10 protein-coding genes are annotated in these 18,230 nt (G+C 58.4%); 7 read left to right on the top strand and 3 right to left on the bottom strand.

What is annotated here, in order from left to right; translation table 11 throughout:
- Positions 1-76: 76 nt before the first annotated feature.
- The gene (locus BEN48_RS00160; RefSeq protein ID WP_070731753.1) at positions 77-2,008 is read left to right on the top strand and encodes a propionyl-CoA synthetase; all 1,932 of its coding nucleotides are present in this window, start codon (positions 77-79) and stop codon (positions 2,006-2,008) included.
- A gap of 46 nt (positions 2,009-2,054) precedes the next feature.
- Entirely contained in the window at positions 2,055-3,983 is a 1,929-nt protein-coding gene (gene acs, locus BEN48_RS00155) for an acetate--CoA ligase (protein WP_070731752.1), read from the top strand.
- 90 nt (positions 3,984-4,073) lie between these two features.
- Here the strand turns inward: acs and BEN48_RS00150 are convergent, their stop codons facing one another.
- The 3 genes from BEN48_RS00150 to BEN48_RS00140 all read right to left on the bottom strand — a co-directional run bounded on the left by BEN48_RS00150 (position 4,074) and on the right by BEN48_RS00140 (position 7,557).
- Complete coding sequence (locus BEN48_RS00150) at positions 4,074-5,558, bottom strand: exonuclease domain-containing protein (protein ID WP_070731751.1); 1,485 nt, start codon at positions 5,556-5,558, stop codon at positions 4,074-4,076.
- A 233-nt stretch (positions 5,559-5,791) separates the two neighbouring features.
- Positions 5,792-6,268: a PA2169 family four-helix-bundle protein gene (locus BEN48_RS00145; RefSeq protein ID WP_070731750.1), complete on the bottom strand. Its 477-nt coding sequence runs from the start codon at positions 6,266-6,268 to the stop codon at positions 5,792-5,794.
- A 95-nt stretch (positions 6,269-6,363) separates the two neighbouring features.
- Complete coding sequence (locus BEN48_RS00140) at positions 6,364-7,557, bottom strand: AI-2E family transporter (protein ID WP_083320605.1); 1,194 nt, start codon at positions 7,555-7,557, stop codon at positions 6,364-6,366.
- Between the two features lie 181 nt (positions 7,558-7,738).
- Between BEN48_RS00140 and BEN48_RS00135 the strand changes: the two genes are divergently transcribed.
- The 5 genes from BEN48_RS00135 (at position 7,739) to BEN48_RS00115 (ending at position 18,181) form a co-directional block, all read left to right on the top strand.
- On the top strand, positions 7,739-9,682 hold the full coding sequence (locus BEN48_RS00135; protein WP_070731749.1) for a DNA topoisomerase IV subunit B: 1,944 nt from the start codon (positions 7,739-7,741) through the stop codon (positions 9,680-9,682).
- A 272-nt stretch (positions 9,683-9,954) separates the two neighbouring features.
- Positions 9,955-11,988 carry a tetratricopeptide repeat protein gene (locus tag BEN48_RS00130; protein ID WP_158010055.1) on the top strand — a complete coding sequence of 678 codons (2,034 nt, stop codon included), beginning with the start codon at positions 9,955-9,957 and terminating at the stop codon, positions 11,986-11,988.
- Between the two features lie 932 nt (positions 11,989-12,920).
- Positions 12,921-15,665, top strand: coding sequence for a DNA gyrase/topoisomerase IV subunit A (locus BEN48_RS00125; protein WP_394330916.1), 2,745 nt, complete (start codon positions 12,921-12,923; stop codon positions 15,663-15,665).
- Positions 15,666-16,013: 348 nt separating this feature from the next.
- Positions 16,014-16,922, top strand: coding sequence for a tetratricopeptide repeat protein (locus tag BEN48_RS00120; protein WP_070731746.1), 909 nt, complete (start codon positions 16,014-16,016; stop codon positions 16,920-16,922).
- Between the two features lie 131 nt (positions 16,923-17,053).
- Positions 17,054-18,181 (top strand): tetratricopeptide repeat protein, encoded by a 1,128-nt coding sequence (locus BEN48_RS00115; RefSeq protein WP_158010054.1) that lies wholly within the window; start codon positions 17,054-17,056, stop codon positions 18,179-18,181.
- Positions 18,182-18,230 lie beyond the last annotated feature (49 nt).

The raw sequence follows: 18,230 nt of genomic DNA, 5'->3' as shown, positions 1-18,230 counted from the left end.
CAGCGTATACCAGGTAGGACCTGTGCCCACGCCGGCCCACTCGTCATCCTTCCTTTTCATCCAATTCCCACCTGCCATGAAACACGCCTGCTCTTATGCCGCCACGCATGCCGCCAGCCTGGCCGACCCCGCCGCCTTCTGGCTGCACCAGGCCCAGCAGCTGCCCTGGGACACGCCCCCGCGGCAGGCGCTTTCGCAGGATGCCAATGGCTTCTACCGGTGGTTTGAGGGCGGAAAACTGAACACGTCCTTCTTGTGCCTGGATTACCACGTGCAGCAGGGGCGTGGCCAGCAGCCGGCGCTGATATATGATTCGCCCGTAACTAACACGCTGCGCACCTACACCTATGCCGAACTGCTGGACTTGACCGCCCGCTTTGCGGGCGGCTTGCGGCAGTTGGGCGTTGGCCTCAGCGACCGGGTCATTATCTACATGCCCAACCTGCCCGAAGCCGTGGTCGCGATGTTGGCCTGTGCTCGCATTGGAGCAGTGCATTCGGTGGTGTTTGGTGGTTTTGCACCCCACGAGCTGGCCCTGCGCATCGACGATGCGCAGCCCCGCGTGATTATCTGTGCTTCTGGCGGCATGGAGTTCGACCGCGTGGTGCCCTACAAGCCCTTGGTAGACGACGCCATATCCAAAGCTGCCCACAAAACGGCCAAAGTAGTCGTGTTTCAGCGCGAGTTTGTGCAGGGCACCCTGCAAGCGGGCCGCGATGTAGACTACCAGGAGCTGCTGCAGGCCGAAGCCGTGCCGGCTGTGTCCGTACCGGCCACGCACCCGCTTTACATCCTGTACACCAGCGGAACCACCGGCCGGCCCAAAGGCGTGCTGCGCGACCACGGCGGCCATGCCGTGGCCCTGCGCTTTAGCATGGAGGCCGTGTACGGGCTGGCCCCCGGCGAAACCATTTTTGCCGGCTCCGATATTGGCTGGGCAGTGGGCCACTCCTACATCGTATACGCGCCGCTGCTACAGGGCTGCTCATCGGTTTTGTTTGAAGGCAAGCCCGTGCGAACCCCCGACGCCGGCACCTTCTGGCGGCTCGTGGCCCAGCACAAGGTGCAGGTGATGTTCACCGCGCCCACGGCCATTCGGGCCATTAAAAAGGAAGACCCCGAAGGAAAACTGGCCAAGCAACACGACCTAAGCTCCCTGCGCCAATTGTTTGTGGCTGGCGAACGCTGCGACTCTGCCACCTACGCCTGGGCCCGGGAATTGCTGGGGGTGCCAGTCATCGACCATTGGTGGCAAACCGAGTCGGGCTGGCCCATGCTGGCCACGCTGGTGGGCCTGGAAGGCATGCCGGCCCCGCGCGCCGGCAGCGCCGGCCACCCCGTGCCAGGCTACGACGTGCAAATTCTGGACGAAGACGGCCACCCGGTGCCCCCCGGCACCACCGGCCTGGTCACTGTGAAGCTACCGCTGCCCCCCGGCTGCTTCCCCACACTATGGAACGACGATGCCCGGTTTCGGGAAAGCTACCTCAGCACCTTTCCGGGATACTACTTCAGTGGCGACGGAGGCTACCGCGACAGCGAAGGCTACGTCTACATTATGGGCCGGGTCGATGACGTCATCAACGTGGCTGGCCACCGCCTGAGCACCGGCGAGATGGAAGAAATTCTAGCCAGCCACCCGGCCGTTGCCGAGTGCGCCGTGCTGGGCATCAGCGACAGTCTGCGGGGCCAGGTGCCGGTAGGCCTCGTGGTGCTGAAAGACGGGCACCCCTTGGCCGAAAAGCAGGTGGAGCAGGAGCTGGTGAGCAATGTGCGCGGACAGATTGGGGCGCTGGCCTGTTTCCGCACGGTGGTGGTGGTAGCCCGCCTGCCCAAAACCCGCTCCGGTAAAATCCTGCGCAAAACCCTGCGCCAGCTTGCCGACGGCGAAGACTTTGCCATCCCATCCACCATCGATGACCCGTTGATTATTGAAGAAATAACCAACGCCTTCCGGCGGCGAAGCCTGGGTGCTGCGTTTGAAACCTTGCCTGAAAATGCCGGCTAGCCCTTGCCTCGCAATTCATTTCGCTTACTTTTATTAGCCTAACTCCATGTCAGAAATCAGCACGCAACCCGCCCGGGTACGCACCTTAGAGGAATACCACGCCGCCTACCAGCAGTCCGTAGCCGACCCCGACGCGTTTTGGGGCGCCGCTGCCGAAGCCTTCACCTGGCGCCGCAAATGGGACACCGTGCGCGGAGGACAGTTCTCGCCCGAAGGCCAAAGTACCTGGTACGAGGGCGCACGGCTCAACATTACCGAAAACTGCCTGGACCGCCACCTCGAACAGCGCGCCAACAAGCTGGCCATCATCTTCGAGCCCAACGACACCAAGACGCGCCACCTCCGCCTGACTTACCGCGAGCTTTACACCCAGGTGTGTCAGTTTGCCAACGTGCTGAAGAAAAATGGTGTGCAAAAGGGCGACCGGGTGGTGCTTTACATGCCCATGATTCCACAGCTGGCCCTTGCCGTGCTGGCCTGTGCCCGCATTGGGGCGGTGCACGGCGTCATCTTCGCGGGCTTTTCGGCCACTGCCATCGCCGACCGCATCAATGACGCCGAGGCGGCCTTCGTGCTCACCGCCGACGGCCTGAACCGCGGTGCCAAGCAAATTCCCGTGAAAAGCGTGGTGGACGAGGCTCTGGAACAGTGCCCCAGCGTGCGCCGCGTCATTGTAGTGGAGCACACCAGCTGGCCCGTGCAAATGAAACCCGGCCGCGACGTGTGGTACCACGACGAAGTAAAAGACGTGGAGAAAGAGTGCCCCGCTGAGGAAATGGCCGCCGAAGACCCGCTATTTATTCTCTACACCAGCGGCAGCACCGGCAAGCCCAAGGGCGTGGTGCACACCCAGGCCGGCTACATGGTGTGGGCCGATTACACCTTCCGCAACGTGTTTCAGGTAGAGGAAAACGACGTGTACTGGTGCACTGCCGACATTGGCTGGGTCACGGGCCACACCTATGGCCTATACGGCCCGCTGCTGGCCGGCAGCACCACGCTGCTATTTGAAGGCGTACCCACCTTTCCCTCGCCAGGCCGCTTTTGGGAGGTCATCGACAAGCACAACGTCACCATTTTCTACACCGCCCCCACGGCCATCCGCAGCCTCATGGCCACGCCGTTGGACAATGTGCTCAGCTACTCCCTTAGCAGCCTGCGCATCCTGGGCTCGGTGGGCGAGCCCATCAACGAGGAGGCTTGGCACTGGTACGATCAGCACGTGGGCAAGGGCCGCTGCCCCATCGTGGATACGTGGTGGCAAACCGAAACCGGCGGCATCATGATTTCGGCCATGGCCGGAATCACGCCCTCGGTGCCGGCTCGCGCGGGACTGCCGCTGCCGGGCGTGCAGCCCGTGCTCCTCAACCAGGACGGCAGCGAGATTGAAGGCAACAACCAGGAAGGTTATCTGGCCATTAAGGGCAGTTGGCCGGGCATCATCCGCACCACGTGGGGCGACCACGAGCGCGCGCGCCAAACCTATTTCCAGCCCTATCCCGGCTACTACTTTACCGGCGATGGCGCCCGGCGCGACGAAAACGGCCTCTACCGCATCATCGGCCGCGTCGACGACGTCATCAACGTGAGCGGCCACCGTTTCGGTACCGCCGAAATCGAGAATGCCATCAACGAGAGCGAGTTTGTGATAGAGAGCGCCGTGGTGGGCTACCCGCACGACGTAAAAGGCCAGGGCATCTACGCCTACGTCATCTGCCAAAACGGCGTCCCAACCACGGACATTGATATTCAGCGCGCCGAAGCCAGCATCATCGAAGCCGTAGTAGCCCAAATCGGCCGCATCGCCAAGCCCGACAAAATCCAGCTGGTATCGGGCCTGCCCAAAACTCGTTCGGGCAAAATCATGCGCCGCATTCTGCGCAAAGTAGCCGAAGGCGAAACCAGCAACTTAGGCGATGTCACGACCTTGCTCGACCCGCTGGTAGTAGATGAAATTGTGGCAGGAAAAAAGTAGAATTATTAGTTTTTAATACGCAAAAGCGCCCTTCGATTGAGTTCGAAGGGCCGCTTTTGCGTGTTAGTATTGTTCAATACACCTATACACCTACCCAAACACCTTCACCTTTTCCCCTTTGTGCTTGGTGCGCAGGTGCAGCCGAATAATCTGCTGGGTATCCTTGTTATCATTATAGGGCTTGATGACGTCTCGAAAATCGGCCAGCTTGCGGGCCGAAAAGGTCTCGTCCACGAAGGCGAAGCCTCGGTAGCTGCCGTTTTCAATGAGCACGATGCTCTTTTCCAGCTCCGTGCGCCCGGCCCCGATAACCACGAATGTTTCGTGTTCGTAGCTAATGCTGTCTATGGCCTCGTCTACCCGCAGATTGTAGGTTTCGGGGTCTTCCTGGCCCACGCAGGCGCCCAGGCAGCGGTGCACCTGGTAGTCGAAGCAGGCGCCCTGGGTTTTGTAGAGGCCGCACAGCTTCTGGCACAGGTTGTACTTGGCCACTTTGTGGTAGAGGAAGCCCTGCGCCTTGTACTGGTTGCCCAGGGCAATGATGGGGATTTCGGCGTTGCGTATATCGGCCCGCCCATAGGCCAGGCGCTTGTAGCCCTGCTCGTCTATGCGCAGGTAAATACCGGCCGGAAACACCGAGCGGCGCTGGGCGCGGTTGTAGGCCGGCTTCAGCTGCTTAATCAGGTGCGACTCATACAGCAGCGCCACCAGTTCCGAGCCGGTGAGCTCCCAGGTAATGTCGGCAATGGAGTTCTTAAATTCCAGGCTTTTGCGGGACTTCACATCTACCGCGAAGTGCTGCTGAATGCGCTTGTAGATGTTGATGCTTTTGCCCACGTAAATCACTTCCCCGGCCTCGTTGTGGAAATAGTAGACGCCCGTGGCCTGCGGCAGGCTGGCCACCAGCGCCGGCGACACCAGCGGCGGAATCAGCGCCGTGCGAATGGCTTCCTGCATGGCCGTGACGCGCTTGGGCGATGGGGCTTTGGTGCCGTCGGGGCGGCGGCCCGCCGGGGCCAAGGCATCCACGCGGGCCAGCGTGTGGCTGGTGTCGGTGCCATGGGGCACGCTTTCGCTTTCCTGGGTAATCTTGAGGAGACGCCCAAACAGCACGGCCGTAGCGTGGGCATCGCCGGCGGCGCGGTGGCGATTTTCCAGCGGAATGCCAATGTTCTGGCACAGCTTGCCCAGGCTGTAGCTGGGCTGCCCCGGAATGAGGGAGCGGCTCAGGCGCACGGTGCACAGCGTTTTGCGCGAGTAGTTATAGCCCAGGTCCGCAAACTCTTTTTTCAGGAAAGAATAATCAAACCGCACGTTGTGCGCCACAAACACGCAGCCCTCGGTCATTTCCACCACCTTGCGCGCCACTTCGTGGAATTTTGGTGCGTCGCTCACCATGTCATTCGTAATGCCCGTGAGCTGGCTGATAAACGGCGGAATAGCACGTCCGGGGTTGAGCAGGGTGGCGTACTCGTCCACTATTTTCTCGCCGTCGTGGATGTAGATGGCAATTTCGGTGATGCGGTCCTGGGTAGGCTGCCCCCCGGTAGTTTCAAGGTCGATAATGGCGTACAAATCGCGGGGCCGGATTGGTGGTCGGTAAAAAAGACTAACAAATTTAGTTAATCTTAAGGTTGCATTTTTTGCACTGTTTAGCCCACACACCAAGTAGCGTATGATATCAGGAGCCTGAGTAGCTTGATTGTGCTTCAACTACGAGCCCAAAAAAGCCCGACATCCAGCAAACTGCGGGTTGTCGGGCTTTCCTTTACAAAACGCCAGCCCGTTGGGCAGCGTTTCTAAAGATTTTAACGGGAAGTGCTTCCTTTTTGCTGGGTAACCCAGTTTTTAGCCTCAAGCACCTGGCCGTGCTGTTTTTCCAGCACCGATTTGGCTTCTGCCGACAGGTCGCCCGATTTAAGGGCTGTCTCGTAGGCTTTCAGGGCCACCGAATCGCCGGTTTCGCACTCGCCCAGGATGGCGTTGTCGTTCTGGCCCGTTATGGCCGACTTGATATTAATCCAGCCCTGGTGCACCGCAGCGGCGGCGTCCGTGAGCAGGCCTTCTACCGTGTTGGTATCTTCAATGTTGAGGCCGAGCTTGCTGGCGTGCTGCGTGAGGTCGGACGCAAACTTGGCACGCTGCTGCGAAAAGCGGCTTAGCTCGGATTTCAGCTGGGGGCTGGTCACGCCTTCGGCCGCTTCCTGGTAGCCTTTGGCTCCCGTTTTGTTGATTTCAACTAAGTCGTTAAATGCGCGGGCGGTGTTCTCGGTGGTTGTGGCCATGGAGTAGGAAGATTTTAGTTAAATGGAAAGGTTTACTAAAACTATACTCTGAACGGGCCCGATGGGTTGCATGGCCAGCCCGGCGCGGCCGTTGGTTATATGCGCTTCACCATGTGCCAAAACTTGCCCCATAACCCAGGGTTGGTGTTAAGTTTGGTTTTGGGTGTGTCTTCACCTTCGCTCACGTCGCCCAGCAAAAAGCCCCAGGGCTCGGTGCTTTTGCTGGAGTCGAACACCACCTTGAGCACTGCCACTAGCGGGATGCTCAGAATCATGCCCGGCGTGCCCCACAGCTCTCCCCCCAAAATGAGGGCTACAATGGCGGCCATGGGATTGATGCTCACTTTTGAGCCCGTAATCATGGGCGTAATGAAGTTGCCTTCCAGGAACTGCACAAACACAAACACGCCTATCACGGCGGCGGCCTTGCCCGGCGAACCGGTTTCCACCAGCGTTATCAGGGCCGGAATAGTGGCCCCTACCAGAATACCGATAAAGGGAATAACGGCCAGTACCGAAGCGAAAATGGCGAAGAATATAGCAAATTTCACCCCCAGTACCAGCAAGCCGATGCCGTTTAGAATAGCGACAATGACAATAACCATCAGCAGGCCGGAGATGTAGGCTTGCACCACCGCCTGAATGTTGTCCATGGTGTGCAGCACCGACGTGCGTTTTTCGGGGGCTACAAACCGAAACATGAACTGCCGCATGTGGTCGCGGTAGTACAGGAAGCAAAAAATATAGATGGGAACCAGCGTCAGCACGCTGAGCACGCCGGCTGTAGTGCTCAGCGTGCTGCCCAAAAAACCTCCCGCCGACTTCTTGGCTGAGTTGAGCGACGAGTCAATGATTTCGTCCTTGCTCATTACCCGCATCCCAAATCGGTCGTGCAGCCACTGCTGGCTCTGGTCAAACATCACCATCAGCTTCTTCTGAATGAGCGGCAGCTCGGCTTTCAGGTCCATTAATTGGCTGCCAAACACGACAAACAAGCCCACAATGCCCCCAATCAGCAGGAGTAGGGCCATCAAAATGGCCAGTACCCGGGGCCAGCGTAGCTTTTCGAGCCGCGTCACCAGCGGCAGGAGTAGCGTTGACAGCAGCGCTGCGAAAAAAAGCGGAAGCAGAATATCGTCGAGCTTGTGCAGCACATACACCAACAGCGACAACCCAATGAGTAGAAAGGTGTAGTAAATGACGGGCGCCTGCCTGGTTTCGGGGTTTGCACCGCTCTGCTGGGCCACGTGGGCCTGTGCCGAGCCACGTTTGATTAAAGATGGGAACATGCGGAAGAAATGGTAAAAGTGAGTGTCAGGGTGCTGGCCCGCGGGAGTGAACCCTGAGCTTAAAAATGGTGTTTAAAACTAAATAAATTAGCTGGCGTGTGCTAAAGAAGCTGGCAATTTTTCTTGCCCTCCTGCTATTTTCTGCGTTATTTTACCCAAAAACTGGACAACAGTTGCCCTAATGAAAGAAGATTTACTGACGGACGCCCCAGAAGCCCCTGCTAAAGCCCCCGACCACGGCTACACCGAAGACAGCATTCGCTCGTTGGATTGGCGCGAGCACATCCGATTGCGGCCCGGTATGTACATTGGTAAGCTTGGCGATGGCTCCGCTTACGACGATGGCATCTACGTATTGGTGAAGGAAGTGGTCGATAACTGCATCGACGAGCACGTGATGGGGCACGGCCGCACCATCGACATCAAGATTTCCGACTCCCGGGTGCAGGTGCGCGACTACGGCCGCGGCATTCCCCTGGGCAAGGTGGTGGACGTGGTGAGCAAGATAAACACCGGTGGCAAGTACGACTCCAAGGTGTTTCAGAAGTCGGTGGGCCTCAACGGCGTGGGCACCAAGGCCGTGAACGCCCTGAGCGGCTACTTCCTGGTGCAAAGCGTGCGCGAAGGCGTTCTCAAAGCCGCTGAGTTTGCCCAGGGCAAGCTGGTGAGCGACCCCAAGCCCCAAAAAACCAGCCAGCGCAACGGCACGCTGGTCACGTTCCAGCCCGACGACACCATTTTCAAAAACTACCGCTTTATCCCGGAGTACCTCGAAAATCAAATCTGGAACTACGTTTACCTCAACGCCGGCCTCACCATTAATTTCAACGGCCAGAAGTACTACTCCGAAAACGGCCTGCTCGACCTGCTGGCCCGCAAAGCCGACGTGGAGCACCTGCGTTACCCCATTATCCACCTGAAGGGGGACGACATTGAGCTGGCCCTGACCCACGGCAACGATTACGGCGAAGAGTACTACTCCTTCGTGAACGGGCAGTACACCACCCAGGGCGGCACCCACTTGGCGGCGTTCCGCGAGGCGGTGGTGAAGGCCGTGCGCGAGTTCTACAAGAAAGACTTTGACGCGGCCGACGTGCGCGGCTCCATCATTGCCGCGGTGTCCATCCGGGTGCAGGAGCCCGTGTTTGAGAGCCAGACCAAAACCAAGCTCGGCTCCATCAACATGGGCGAGGACGGCCCGTCGGTGCGCGGCTTCATCGTGGACTTCGTAAAGGAGCACCTCGACAACTACCTGCACAAAAACCCCGCCGCCGCCGATGCCCTGCTCAAGCGCATCATGCAGAGCGAGCGGGAGCGCAAGGACATGGCCGGCGTCAAGAAGCTGGCCAACCAGCGCGCCAAAAAAGCCAACCTGCACAACCGCAAGCTGCGCGACTGCCGCTTCCATTTGGGCGAAAACGCCAAAGACGGCGCCGAAAAAGAATTGCTCACCACGCTCTTCATCACGGAGGGCGACTCCGCTTCCGGCAGCATCACCAAGAGCCGCAACGTGGAGCTGGAGGCCGTGTTCAGCCTGCGGGGCAAGCCCCTGAACTGCTTCGGGCTGAAAAAGAAGATTGTGTACGAAAACGAGGAGCTCAACCTGCTGCAGCACGCCCTCAACATCGAGGAAGGCATTGAGCACCTGCGCTACAACCGCGTGGTAGTAGCCACCGATGCCGACGTGGACGGCATGCACATTCGCCTGCTGCTGCTCACCTTTTTCCTGCAGTTCTTCCCCGATTTGGTGCGCAACGGCCACGTTTTCATCCTCGAAACGCCGCTGTTCCGCGTGCGCAACAAGAAAGAAACCATCTACTGCTACAACGAGCAGGAAAAGCAGGCCGCCATGCGCAAGCTGGGCAAAAACCCCGAAATCACCCGGTTCAAGGGCTTGGGTGAGATTTCGCCCGAGGAATTCGGCAAGTTCATCGGCGACAACATCAAGCTTGAGCCGGTCATTCTGCAATCAGACCGCAGCATTCAGCAGGTCCTTACTTACTACATGGGCAAAAACACGCCCGACCGCCAGAATTTCATCATAGACAACCTGCGCCTCGAAAAAGACCTGGTGACCAGCGATGTACTCCCTGTGGCCGAGACCATCGAGGAGGAATTGGCGTAATCAACTTTTACTTTTTTTGCAACAAAAAGCCCCCGTTTGGCGATAGCCACACGGGGCTTTTTGCTTTTAGTAGTTCTTGCCGTAAAATTTGTGCGCAAAAGGCTGAAACTTTGCAATTGAGTCATTGAATATTTTGCTATTGTTTATAACAATTTTAATCTGTTGCCTGCTATATTCCCGAATTGAAGGGGTCTTAATGTGGAAATTTGAATTTAGCAGTGGTAGTTTTAGCTGCTGAATGACATAGGAGAATGCGCTATTCTATTGAGGCTATGATGCAGAGGATGTTGGTTGCGGCGGCGCTGTGGGCGTGGAGTCCGTTGCCCGCAGGTGCGCAAGACCAGCCCGCTCCCAAAGACCTGCTTACTTTTACCAGCCTGGGCGCATCAACACCCAAACTGCCCAACCAGCTCCTGCGACGCCAGAAAGTGCGCATCGACAGCATTAAAACCTTGCTCAGCGCCAGCCCAGAGCGAGATTCCAAGCGCGTGGTCCTTCTCACGCATCTGGCCGAAGAAATCAAGCTGCAGAATGTGAACGCCGCGCTGCCGGTGCTAAAGGAAGCAGTAGCCCTGGCCCGCAGCCTCAACAACGACAAGTTGATTGCGGAAACCTTACTGGACCTGGCCGACTATCATATTGTGCTGGCTGAGTACCTACCCGCTACCAAATACCTGGCTGAAGCGCGTGCGCAGTTTGCCAAAGCCCGAAACCTGGGCGGTGAGGTGCGGAGCCTGGGCCGCCTGGCTTTAGTGGCCGAGCAGCAGGGCCAATACGCGGCCAGCTTAGCCCACTGCCTGCAAGGGTTGGCTATTCCCGTCACCAACGACACCCGGCGCTTCCACACCAGCCTGAAAATCCAGGCGGGCAACACGTTCAATAAGCTTGGCGATTACGCCCATGCAAGAGACTACTTCCTTGATGCCCTCCAGGTAGCCCGCAATCAGGATTACCCCGACCGCATTAATCTGGCCCTGGGAGGGCTTGGCGATGTGTGCCTGAAACAGAAGCAGTGGGTAGCAGCGCGCGTGTACTACCAGCAAAGCCTAGCCGTGAGCCAGCGGTTGGGCAATGCCCCCGAGGTGCTGGCCATGCAACTCAACCTGGCCGAAATAAGCGAGCGGCAGGGCCAGCTTGCCGAAGCTTTTGCCTTGGGGTATCCGGCCTTGCGGCAGTCGGTGGTCACGGGCCGGCTCCTGGCCATTCCGCGGGCAGAGGGGGTGCTGGCGCGGGCCTTTCTGCGCCAGGGCCAGACCGATAGTGCCATTACTTACGGCCGCCGCAGCCTTGCTTCCAGCCAGCGCGTCGGCTCACTTGAAGGCAGCCGCGCGGCAAATGAAGTGCTGGCGCTGGCTTACGCCAAGCAAAAGAACTTTGCCCAGGCTTACCTGGCATCCTTGGGCCGCAAGGCATTCAACGACAGCTTACTTAGCGAAGCTACTGGCCGCCGCACCGCGGCCCTACAGCTGAACTACGAACTTGGCAAGCAGCAAGCCCAGATTAAGCTGCTCACCCAGCAGGCGCGTCTGCAAGACCAGCAGCGCGAGCTGAGCCGCCTGCGGCAGCAAAACCAACTCATTGGCCTGGGCGGACTGGGCGTATTGACTGCGTTGGTGGCGGGTTTCTTTTTCTGGCAGTACCGCCAGCGCCACATTTCACGCGAAAACGACCTGCGCGCCCGGCTCGCCGCCGACCTGCGCGACGACGTGGGCACGCTGCTCCGCCAAATCAGCCTCCAAAGCAATTTGCTTCAGGAAGGCCTGGCCGATGCTGCCGGCCAGCGCCTGCAAATAAGTCGCCTGTCCGACAACAGCCGCTATGCCGTGCGCCAGCTCAACGACGTGGTCTGGAGCCTTGACACCCAAAATGACAACTTGAAGGACCTCCTTATCCGTATGCGCGACTACGGTTACGAAGTCCTCACCCCGCGCCGGGTGGCTCTGTGTTTTGAAGTACCCGATAATTTGCCCACGTTCCGCCTGCCCGCCCGCCTGCGCCGCAACCTGTACCTGATTTACAAAGAGTGCCTGCAAAACGTGCTCAAACACGCCCACGGCGCCACGCGCACCACAGTGCGCGTCCGCTTGGAAGGCCCCCAGTTGCTCATCGACGTTATCGACAACGGCCAGCCAGATTCCCCCAATGCCCCAGAGGCCACGCTTCGGCGCGCCACTCAGGGCTTGGAAAACGTGGATGTTCGCGCTGCTGCCATGGGGGGAGCGGCCACTACCGGCCCCATCATCAGCACCGAAGGCGTAGTCACCGGATTTCGGGTAAGAATAGCGGCTCCGCTGCCATCGGCCTGATTGCCTGTTTGCGCCCCAGAATTGAGCCTAACGAACTCTGCTTTAGTAACGCAACCAATGAAGGAATGAATTGCCAAAATCTACGGCCCAGCTTATTATAATTGCTAAGGAAAGTTAATTATTGCCTTTTGCAAAGAAAGTAATAGCGAGGTAGAGCAATGTTATTAAGCAAAGAATTCCATTTTTGGTCTTGATATAGACTGTTATACAGGTTTACCGCGAATGTTTTTCCCGCTATGGGAAATAGGGGAGAAACAGTCCAGGTTATGATTTCATGGCCTTAAAATTGAAGAAATTAGCGGTTGAACAATAGGGGAGGTTTTGCATTGCATGATTTTTTTTCGTACGTTTGAATCGCCGCCTAGGGGTAGACTAGTCGGCACATTCCACGGAAAAGCCCGCGCCTTTGGTTCGGGCTTTTTTCGTTTGTAAAAATTGCCGCTCATTAACGCGCATTTGCAACCCGGTTTGAGTCACCGCTGACTATTGTATTTAGCTTGCGAATCAGCTTGGTATTGCCTAAATTTGGGCTGAATAGACAATAAAGCAATGCAATTGCGGCTTGTCGGTATCGTGTTTAGCTAAAATAATTGGGAGCCTTTAGCTTCCTGTTCTACTTATAAACCGTTGCGCTCCGCGCCGATTACGGTATTTTTGATGGCACTTCGCCGACCTCTTTCTCTCCCTCTGTGGCCACACCTGATATTCCTGCCTCCGACGCCCCCGACCAAGACTTTCTTCAGCCCGGTGATTCGGTCAATTTCGACCTGACCGCTTTTTCGCCTGCTGCTGCCGAGGACGCGGCCGAGCCAGCCAGCTTTGCCGAGCAGGATGCCGCACTAGCCGCCGGTGCTGCCGCTGCTGCCGCTGCTGCGGTTAAGGCCGATGGGCTGTTTGGGGAGACGGCTGGGGTGCATGTGGCCGCCGATACCGTGCCTGAGCCTGAGACCGAAGAAGAGCCCAAGTTTGCGCCCGGCGAGACCATCCACGACGTGGCCACGGTGAAAGGAATGTACCAGAACTGGTTTCTGGACTATGCTTCTTATGTAATTCTGGAACGGGCCGTGCCCGCCATTGAAGACGGCCTTAAGCCCGTGCAGCGGCGCATTCTGCACGCCATGAAGGAGATGGACGATGGCCGTTTCAACAAGGTGGCCAACGTCATCGGCCAAACCATGCAGTACCACCCGCACGGCGACGCCAGCATTGGCGATGCTATGGTAAATCTGGGTCAGAAAGACCTGCTCATTGAGACCCAGGGCAACTGGGGCGATGTGCGCACCGGCGACGGCGCCGCCGCCGCCCGTTATATCGAAGCGCGCCTGAGCAAGTTTGCGCTCGACGTGGTGTTTAACCCCGACACCACCGAGTGGCAGCTCAGCTACGACGGCCGCAAGCGCGAGCCTACCACGCTGCCCGTAAAATTCCCGCTGCTGCTGGCGCAGGGAGTGGAGGGCATTGCCGTGGGCCTGAGCACCAAGATTATGCCCCACAACTTCCGCGAGTTGTGCAAGGCCAGCATCGACGTGCTGCGGGGCCGCGAGGTGCAGTTGTTTCCGGACTTTTCGACGGGCGGGCTGTGCGATGTGAGCAATTACAACTCGGGCATGCGCGGCGCGAAAATTCGTTTGCGCGCTACCATCGAGAAGGTCGACAAAACCCTGCTGGTTATTCGCGACATTCCCTACGGCTCCACCACCACGGCGCTGATGGAGAGCATTGTGAAGGCCTCGGAGGCCAATAAAATCAAGATTAAGAAGGTGGTCGACAACACGGCCGCCAACGTGGAAATCCAGGTGCAGCTGCCCACCGGCGTCTCGCCCGACCTGACCATGGACGCGCTATATGCTTTCACGGACTGTGAAATCAGTATTTCGCCCAACACCTGCGTCATTATCGAAGATAAGCCCCGTTTTGTGGGTGTAGAGGACGTGTTGCGCCAGAGCACCAAGGCCACGGTGCGCCTGCTGGAGCGCGAGTTGGAAATCCGGCAGGACGAACTGTGGGAGCGGTGGCACAATGCTTCGCTGGAGAAGATTTTCATCGAAAACCGCATTTACCGCCGCATAGAAGAATGCGAAACCTGGGCCGAAATTCTGGAGACCATCGACAAGGGCCTCAAGAAATTCGTGCGCATAGAAGGGGAGAAGGCAAAGGCCGACGATACCCGGATTCTGCTCCGCCGGCCCATTGAGGAAGCCGACCTCACCCGCCTGACCGAAATCCGCATCAAGCGCATTTCGAAATTTGACGGATTCAAGGCCGATGAGTACCTGCAAAAGCTGGAGGTGGAGCTAGCCGAAGTAGCCGACCACCTGGCCAACCTTACCCGCTACGCCATTGCCTATTTCGAGGGCCTGCTGAAGAAGTATGGCGCCGGCCGCGAGCGCAAAACGCAGCTGCGCACCTTCGACGTGGTAACGGCCCAGAAAGTAGCCGTGGCCAACCAGAAGCTGTACGTGAACTACGCCGACGGCTTTGTGGGCTACGGCCTGAAGAAAGACGAAAACGCGGTGACCATCTGCGACTGCTCGGACCTGGACGACATTATTGCCATCAAGCGCGACGGTACTTTCGTGGTGAGCAGAATTGCGGAGAAAACCTTTGTGGGCAAAGACGTGCTCCACGTGGGCGTGTACAACAAGAACGACGACCGGCTGGTGTACAACATGGTGTACCTGGACGGGGCCTCGGGCATCAGCTTTGCCAAGCGCTTCCTGGTGTCAGGCATTACCCGCGACAAGACCTACGACCTAACCAAGGGTACCAAGGGCACCAAAACCCTGTATCTGACCGCCAACCCCAACTCCGAGTCGGAGATTGTGAGCATTCAGCTCAGCGACAAAGCCCCGGCCCGCGTGAAGCAGTTCGACTTTGACTTCGCCGAGCTGGCCATTAAAGGCAAGGGCTCGATGGGCAACATCGTGACCAAGCAGCCCATCAAAAACATCAAGCGCCAGGCCCTGGGCGACTCCACGCTGGGCGGCCGCGAGGTATTTTTTGATAGCGTGGTGGGCCGCCTCAACACCGTCGGCCACGGCCGTTACCTGGGTACTTTCGACACCGAAAACCACGTGCTGGTAGTGTTCAAGGACGGCAGCTACGAGCTGACCGCGCCCAATCCCACCAATCACTACGACGTGCCCAATATTTTGCTGCTTCGCAAGTACGAGCCCGAAACGGTGCTCTCGGCGGTTTATATGGAGGGTGAAAGCAAAATCCACTACGTGAAGCGGTTCAAGATTGAAACCAGCACCCTGGAAAAGCGCTTTTTGTTTATTTCCGAAACCAAGGGCTCAAAATTGCTGGCCGTCACGGCCAACCCGGAGCCCCTTGTCGAATTGAAATTCCAGAAAGACAAAAAGGCCGACAAGGAAACGGAAAAAATCAGCCTGCATGAATTCATTGATGTGAAAGGCTGGAAAGCCATGGGCAACAAGCTCAATTATTATAAAATCCACAGCCTGGGCCTGCTCACCGACGAAGGACCTGAACCCCAGCGCCGGGAAGTGGCCAAAAAGCGGACAACCCCCGCTGCTCCCAAAAGCAGCGACGCCCCCGCCGAAACGGCGGCTCCCCGTTCCGAGACCACCGGTCCAGTTGATGTAACGGCCGAAGAAGTAGCTCAGGCGCGGGAGCTACTCAAGCGGCCCAAAGCGCAGCTTGGGTTGTTTTAAGTTGGGTTTGAAGCGGCACGCCGTAGCCCGTTTGTGGGCATGATTCAACACTTCGCTGCCGACCAACTCCGCGCCGGCGTCTTGCCTGTGAACGACGTGCGCCAGGGGCCCGAAATAATGCCAGGTAATTCGGGAACTAACACGATGCCATCACTGGTAAAGCTTATTTTGCAGGCAGCACTTCCATGGCATTTTAACCATGATTCTTATGTAACAACAGGTAAGTAGCTGCTGCTTGCCGATACGACGTGTCTTTGCCCCATGCCTGCGCCAGCCCCTTTACAAACCTGTTTTGTCCGTTTATCCAGACCGTTTCGGGTCTGGATGCTTGGGGCAGGTTTGCTGTGGATGGCAGCCGCGCCAGCTGCCGAGGCGCAGATTCGGGTTCCGACGCGTAAGCCCACGGCGGCGCTATCCAAACGGCCCGAAACCCCGGTTTTGGCCGACCCACCGGCTACTCAACAACTGCTGCTGCAAGCGGCCAGCCTTACCATAAATTTTAAAGATTCCGAAGCCCTGGCTGTGTACCAGGAAATTCTAAAAACTACCCCTTCCCATTACCTGTCGCTCTGGCAAGCAGCAGTGCTAAGTGTTAAAATCGGGGCCCGGTATTCGGACGAAACGCGCAAAGCCGCCTACTTCAACGCGGCCCGTTCGTACGCTGATCGGGCCCTGCTGCTGCGGCCGGAAGGCGGCGAAAGCAATTACGCCGTTGCCTTGGCACTTTTCAATCAAGCCACTCTTTACAAAGCCGGGGCTCGCCTGGCGGCTTTCCGCGACCTGCGTTCGCACGTATTCCTCGCCACCGAGCACCGACCCGACCTGGCGGAAACCTGGCAGCTCCTCGGGCGCTGGCAGTACCGGGTAGCGCACTACAACCTGCTCGAACGTCTTTACAGCAAGCTGGTGCTGGGGGGCGTGCCCGAAGGGGGCAGTAGCCGGCAAGCCATTGAATCCCTCGAACAAGCCCATAAAATAGCGCCCGGCAACCTGCAGGTGTGCTATGACCTGGCTCGCATGTGCCGGTACCAAGGCAGGCGAAAGCGGGCCATCGAAGTATTGCGTGCCGCCGAAAAGATTCCTCCCATCACCAGCGAAGAGCTGGTAGTGAGCCGGCTGTGCCGTAAAATGCTGCCACCCTTGCTACGGGCCGATGTACGACGGCAAGAACGGCAACAATCAGACCCACCTGCCTCTCAGGTCTCCACCCCAGATACCTTACTGAGGCCAGCGCCCCGTGTCAGCAATAGAGAATAGCGCTGGGATTAGCTATTCAAGCCACTTATTTTGTTTGCTTTTTGCCCAAAGAACAGCAGCAAATTCCAGCTTATTTCAAGGCGGCAATGCCGGTTTCTTTCATGATTAATTTGCGGCTATATCAGTGGGTTTTGAGTTTCTTGACCGTTACGGTACTGGCTGCGTGCTCCAATGAGCCCAGCGAGCAGCCCGATACCCTTGTCAACTTGGCCACGGTGCAGAGCGGCCCTCGGGTTCAGGCTGAAGAGCTGAACGGCGCCATTGCCCGTGAGCCCCGTAATACGACGCTACTCGCTCGTCGGGCCTCTTTGTTGTTGGCGGCTGGCCAGCCGCAAGCCGCCCTGCGCGACGTTGCTGCCGCGCTCGAGATTGATAATTCGGATGGCGGTCTGTACTTCCTCCAGGCCCGGGGGTTGCGCGGCTTGGGCGAGCTCCCAGCGGCGCTGGCTGCCGCTCGCCAGGCCGCCCAGCGCGGGTTTTCGGGGCCCGAACTGCCGCTACTAGTGGGCGAAACCCAGCTGGCCTCCCGCAACTACACGGCCGCCCTCGACAACCTGGACCGCACCCTGCGCCTCGACCCCGACCAGTCAGCTGCCCTCTTCTACAAAGGATTGGCCTATGCCGCCATTGGCGATACCTCAACGGCCATACAATACCTGCACGATGCCTTGGCTCGGGACCCGCGCCAACCCGAAATCCTGCACCAGTTGGCCTTCTTGCTCAACGCCCGGCGCGTGCCCGGTCAGGCCGCCCGTTTTGCGGCGTTGGGCATGCGGCTCGATACTACCTCCGGGCTCTTAAAGTATGATTACGGCCGGCAGTTAGAATTGCAGGGCCACTCGGATAGTGCCCTGTGGTATTACCGCAGGGCCTTGGTCCTCGATAGTACCGTGTATCGGGCCGATTACCGCCTGGGGCTGGCTGCTGCCCGGGAGCGCAAGCCCGCCGCTCTTATCTCGCACTTTCAGCGGGCCCTGCGCCGCAATCCCCGCCTGCCCCAGGCACGTGCCTTGCTCGCCGAGGCCCTGGAATCCCAGAACCGTCTGCCCGAGGCCCTGGTCCAGTACCGCCGGCTGGTAGCCGAAAACCCCGGCAACCAGCACTGGACCTATAAAGTGTGGAAAACCGCAGACCGGGTCCAGTCGCAGCTTCCCGACAGCCTCCGCACTACCCCGCGGTACTACTACCGCCGGCCGCCTGCGCCCGAGAGAGTCCTGCCCATCAGCCCATTGCCCCCTATTCGGCCGGAGGCCGGCTAGCCGCTCACTACTTTCTTCTGTCCCGAAAACAGCGCCACTCCATCCAGGG

This window comes from Hymenobacter glacialis (assembly GCF_001816165.1).
Taxonomy (GTDB): Bacteria; Bacteroidota; Bacteroidia; order Cytophagales; family Hymenobacteraceae; genus Hymenobacter; species Hymenobacter glacialis.
Note: the sequence above shows the minus strand (reverse complement) of the source record. Positions and strands in the feature narration are given on the sequence as shown.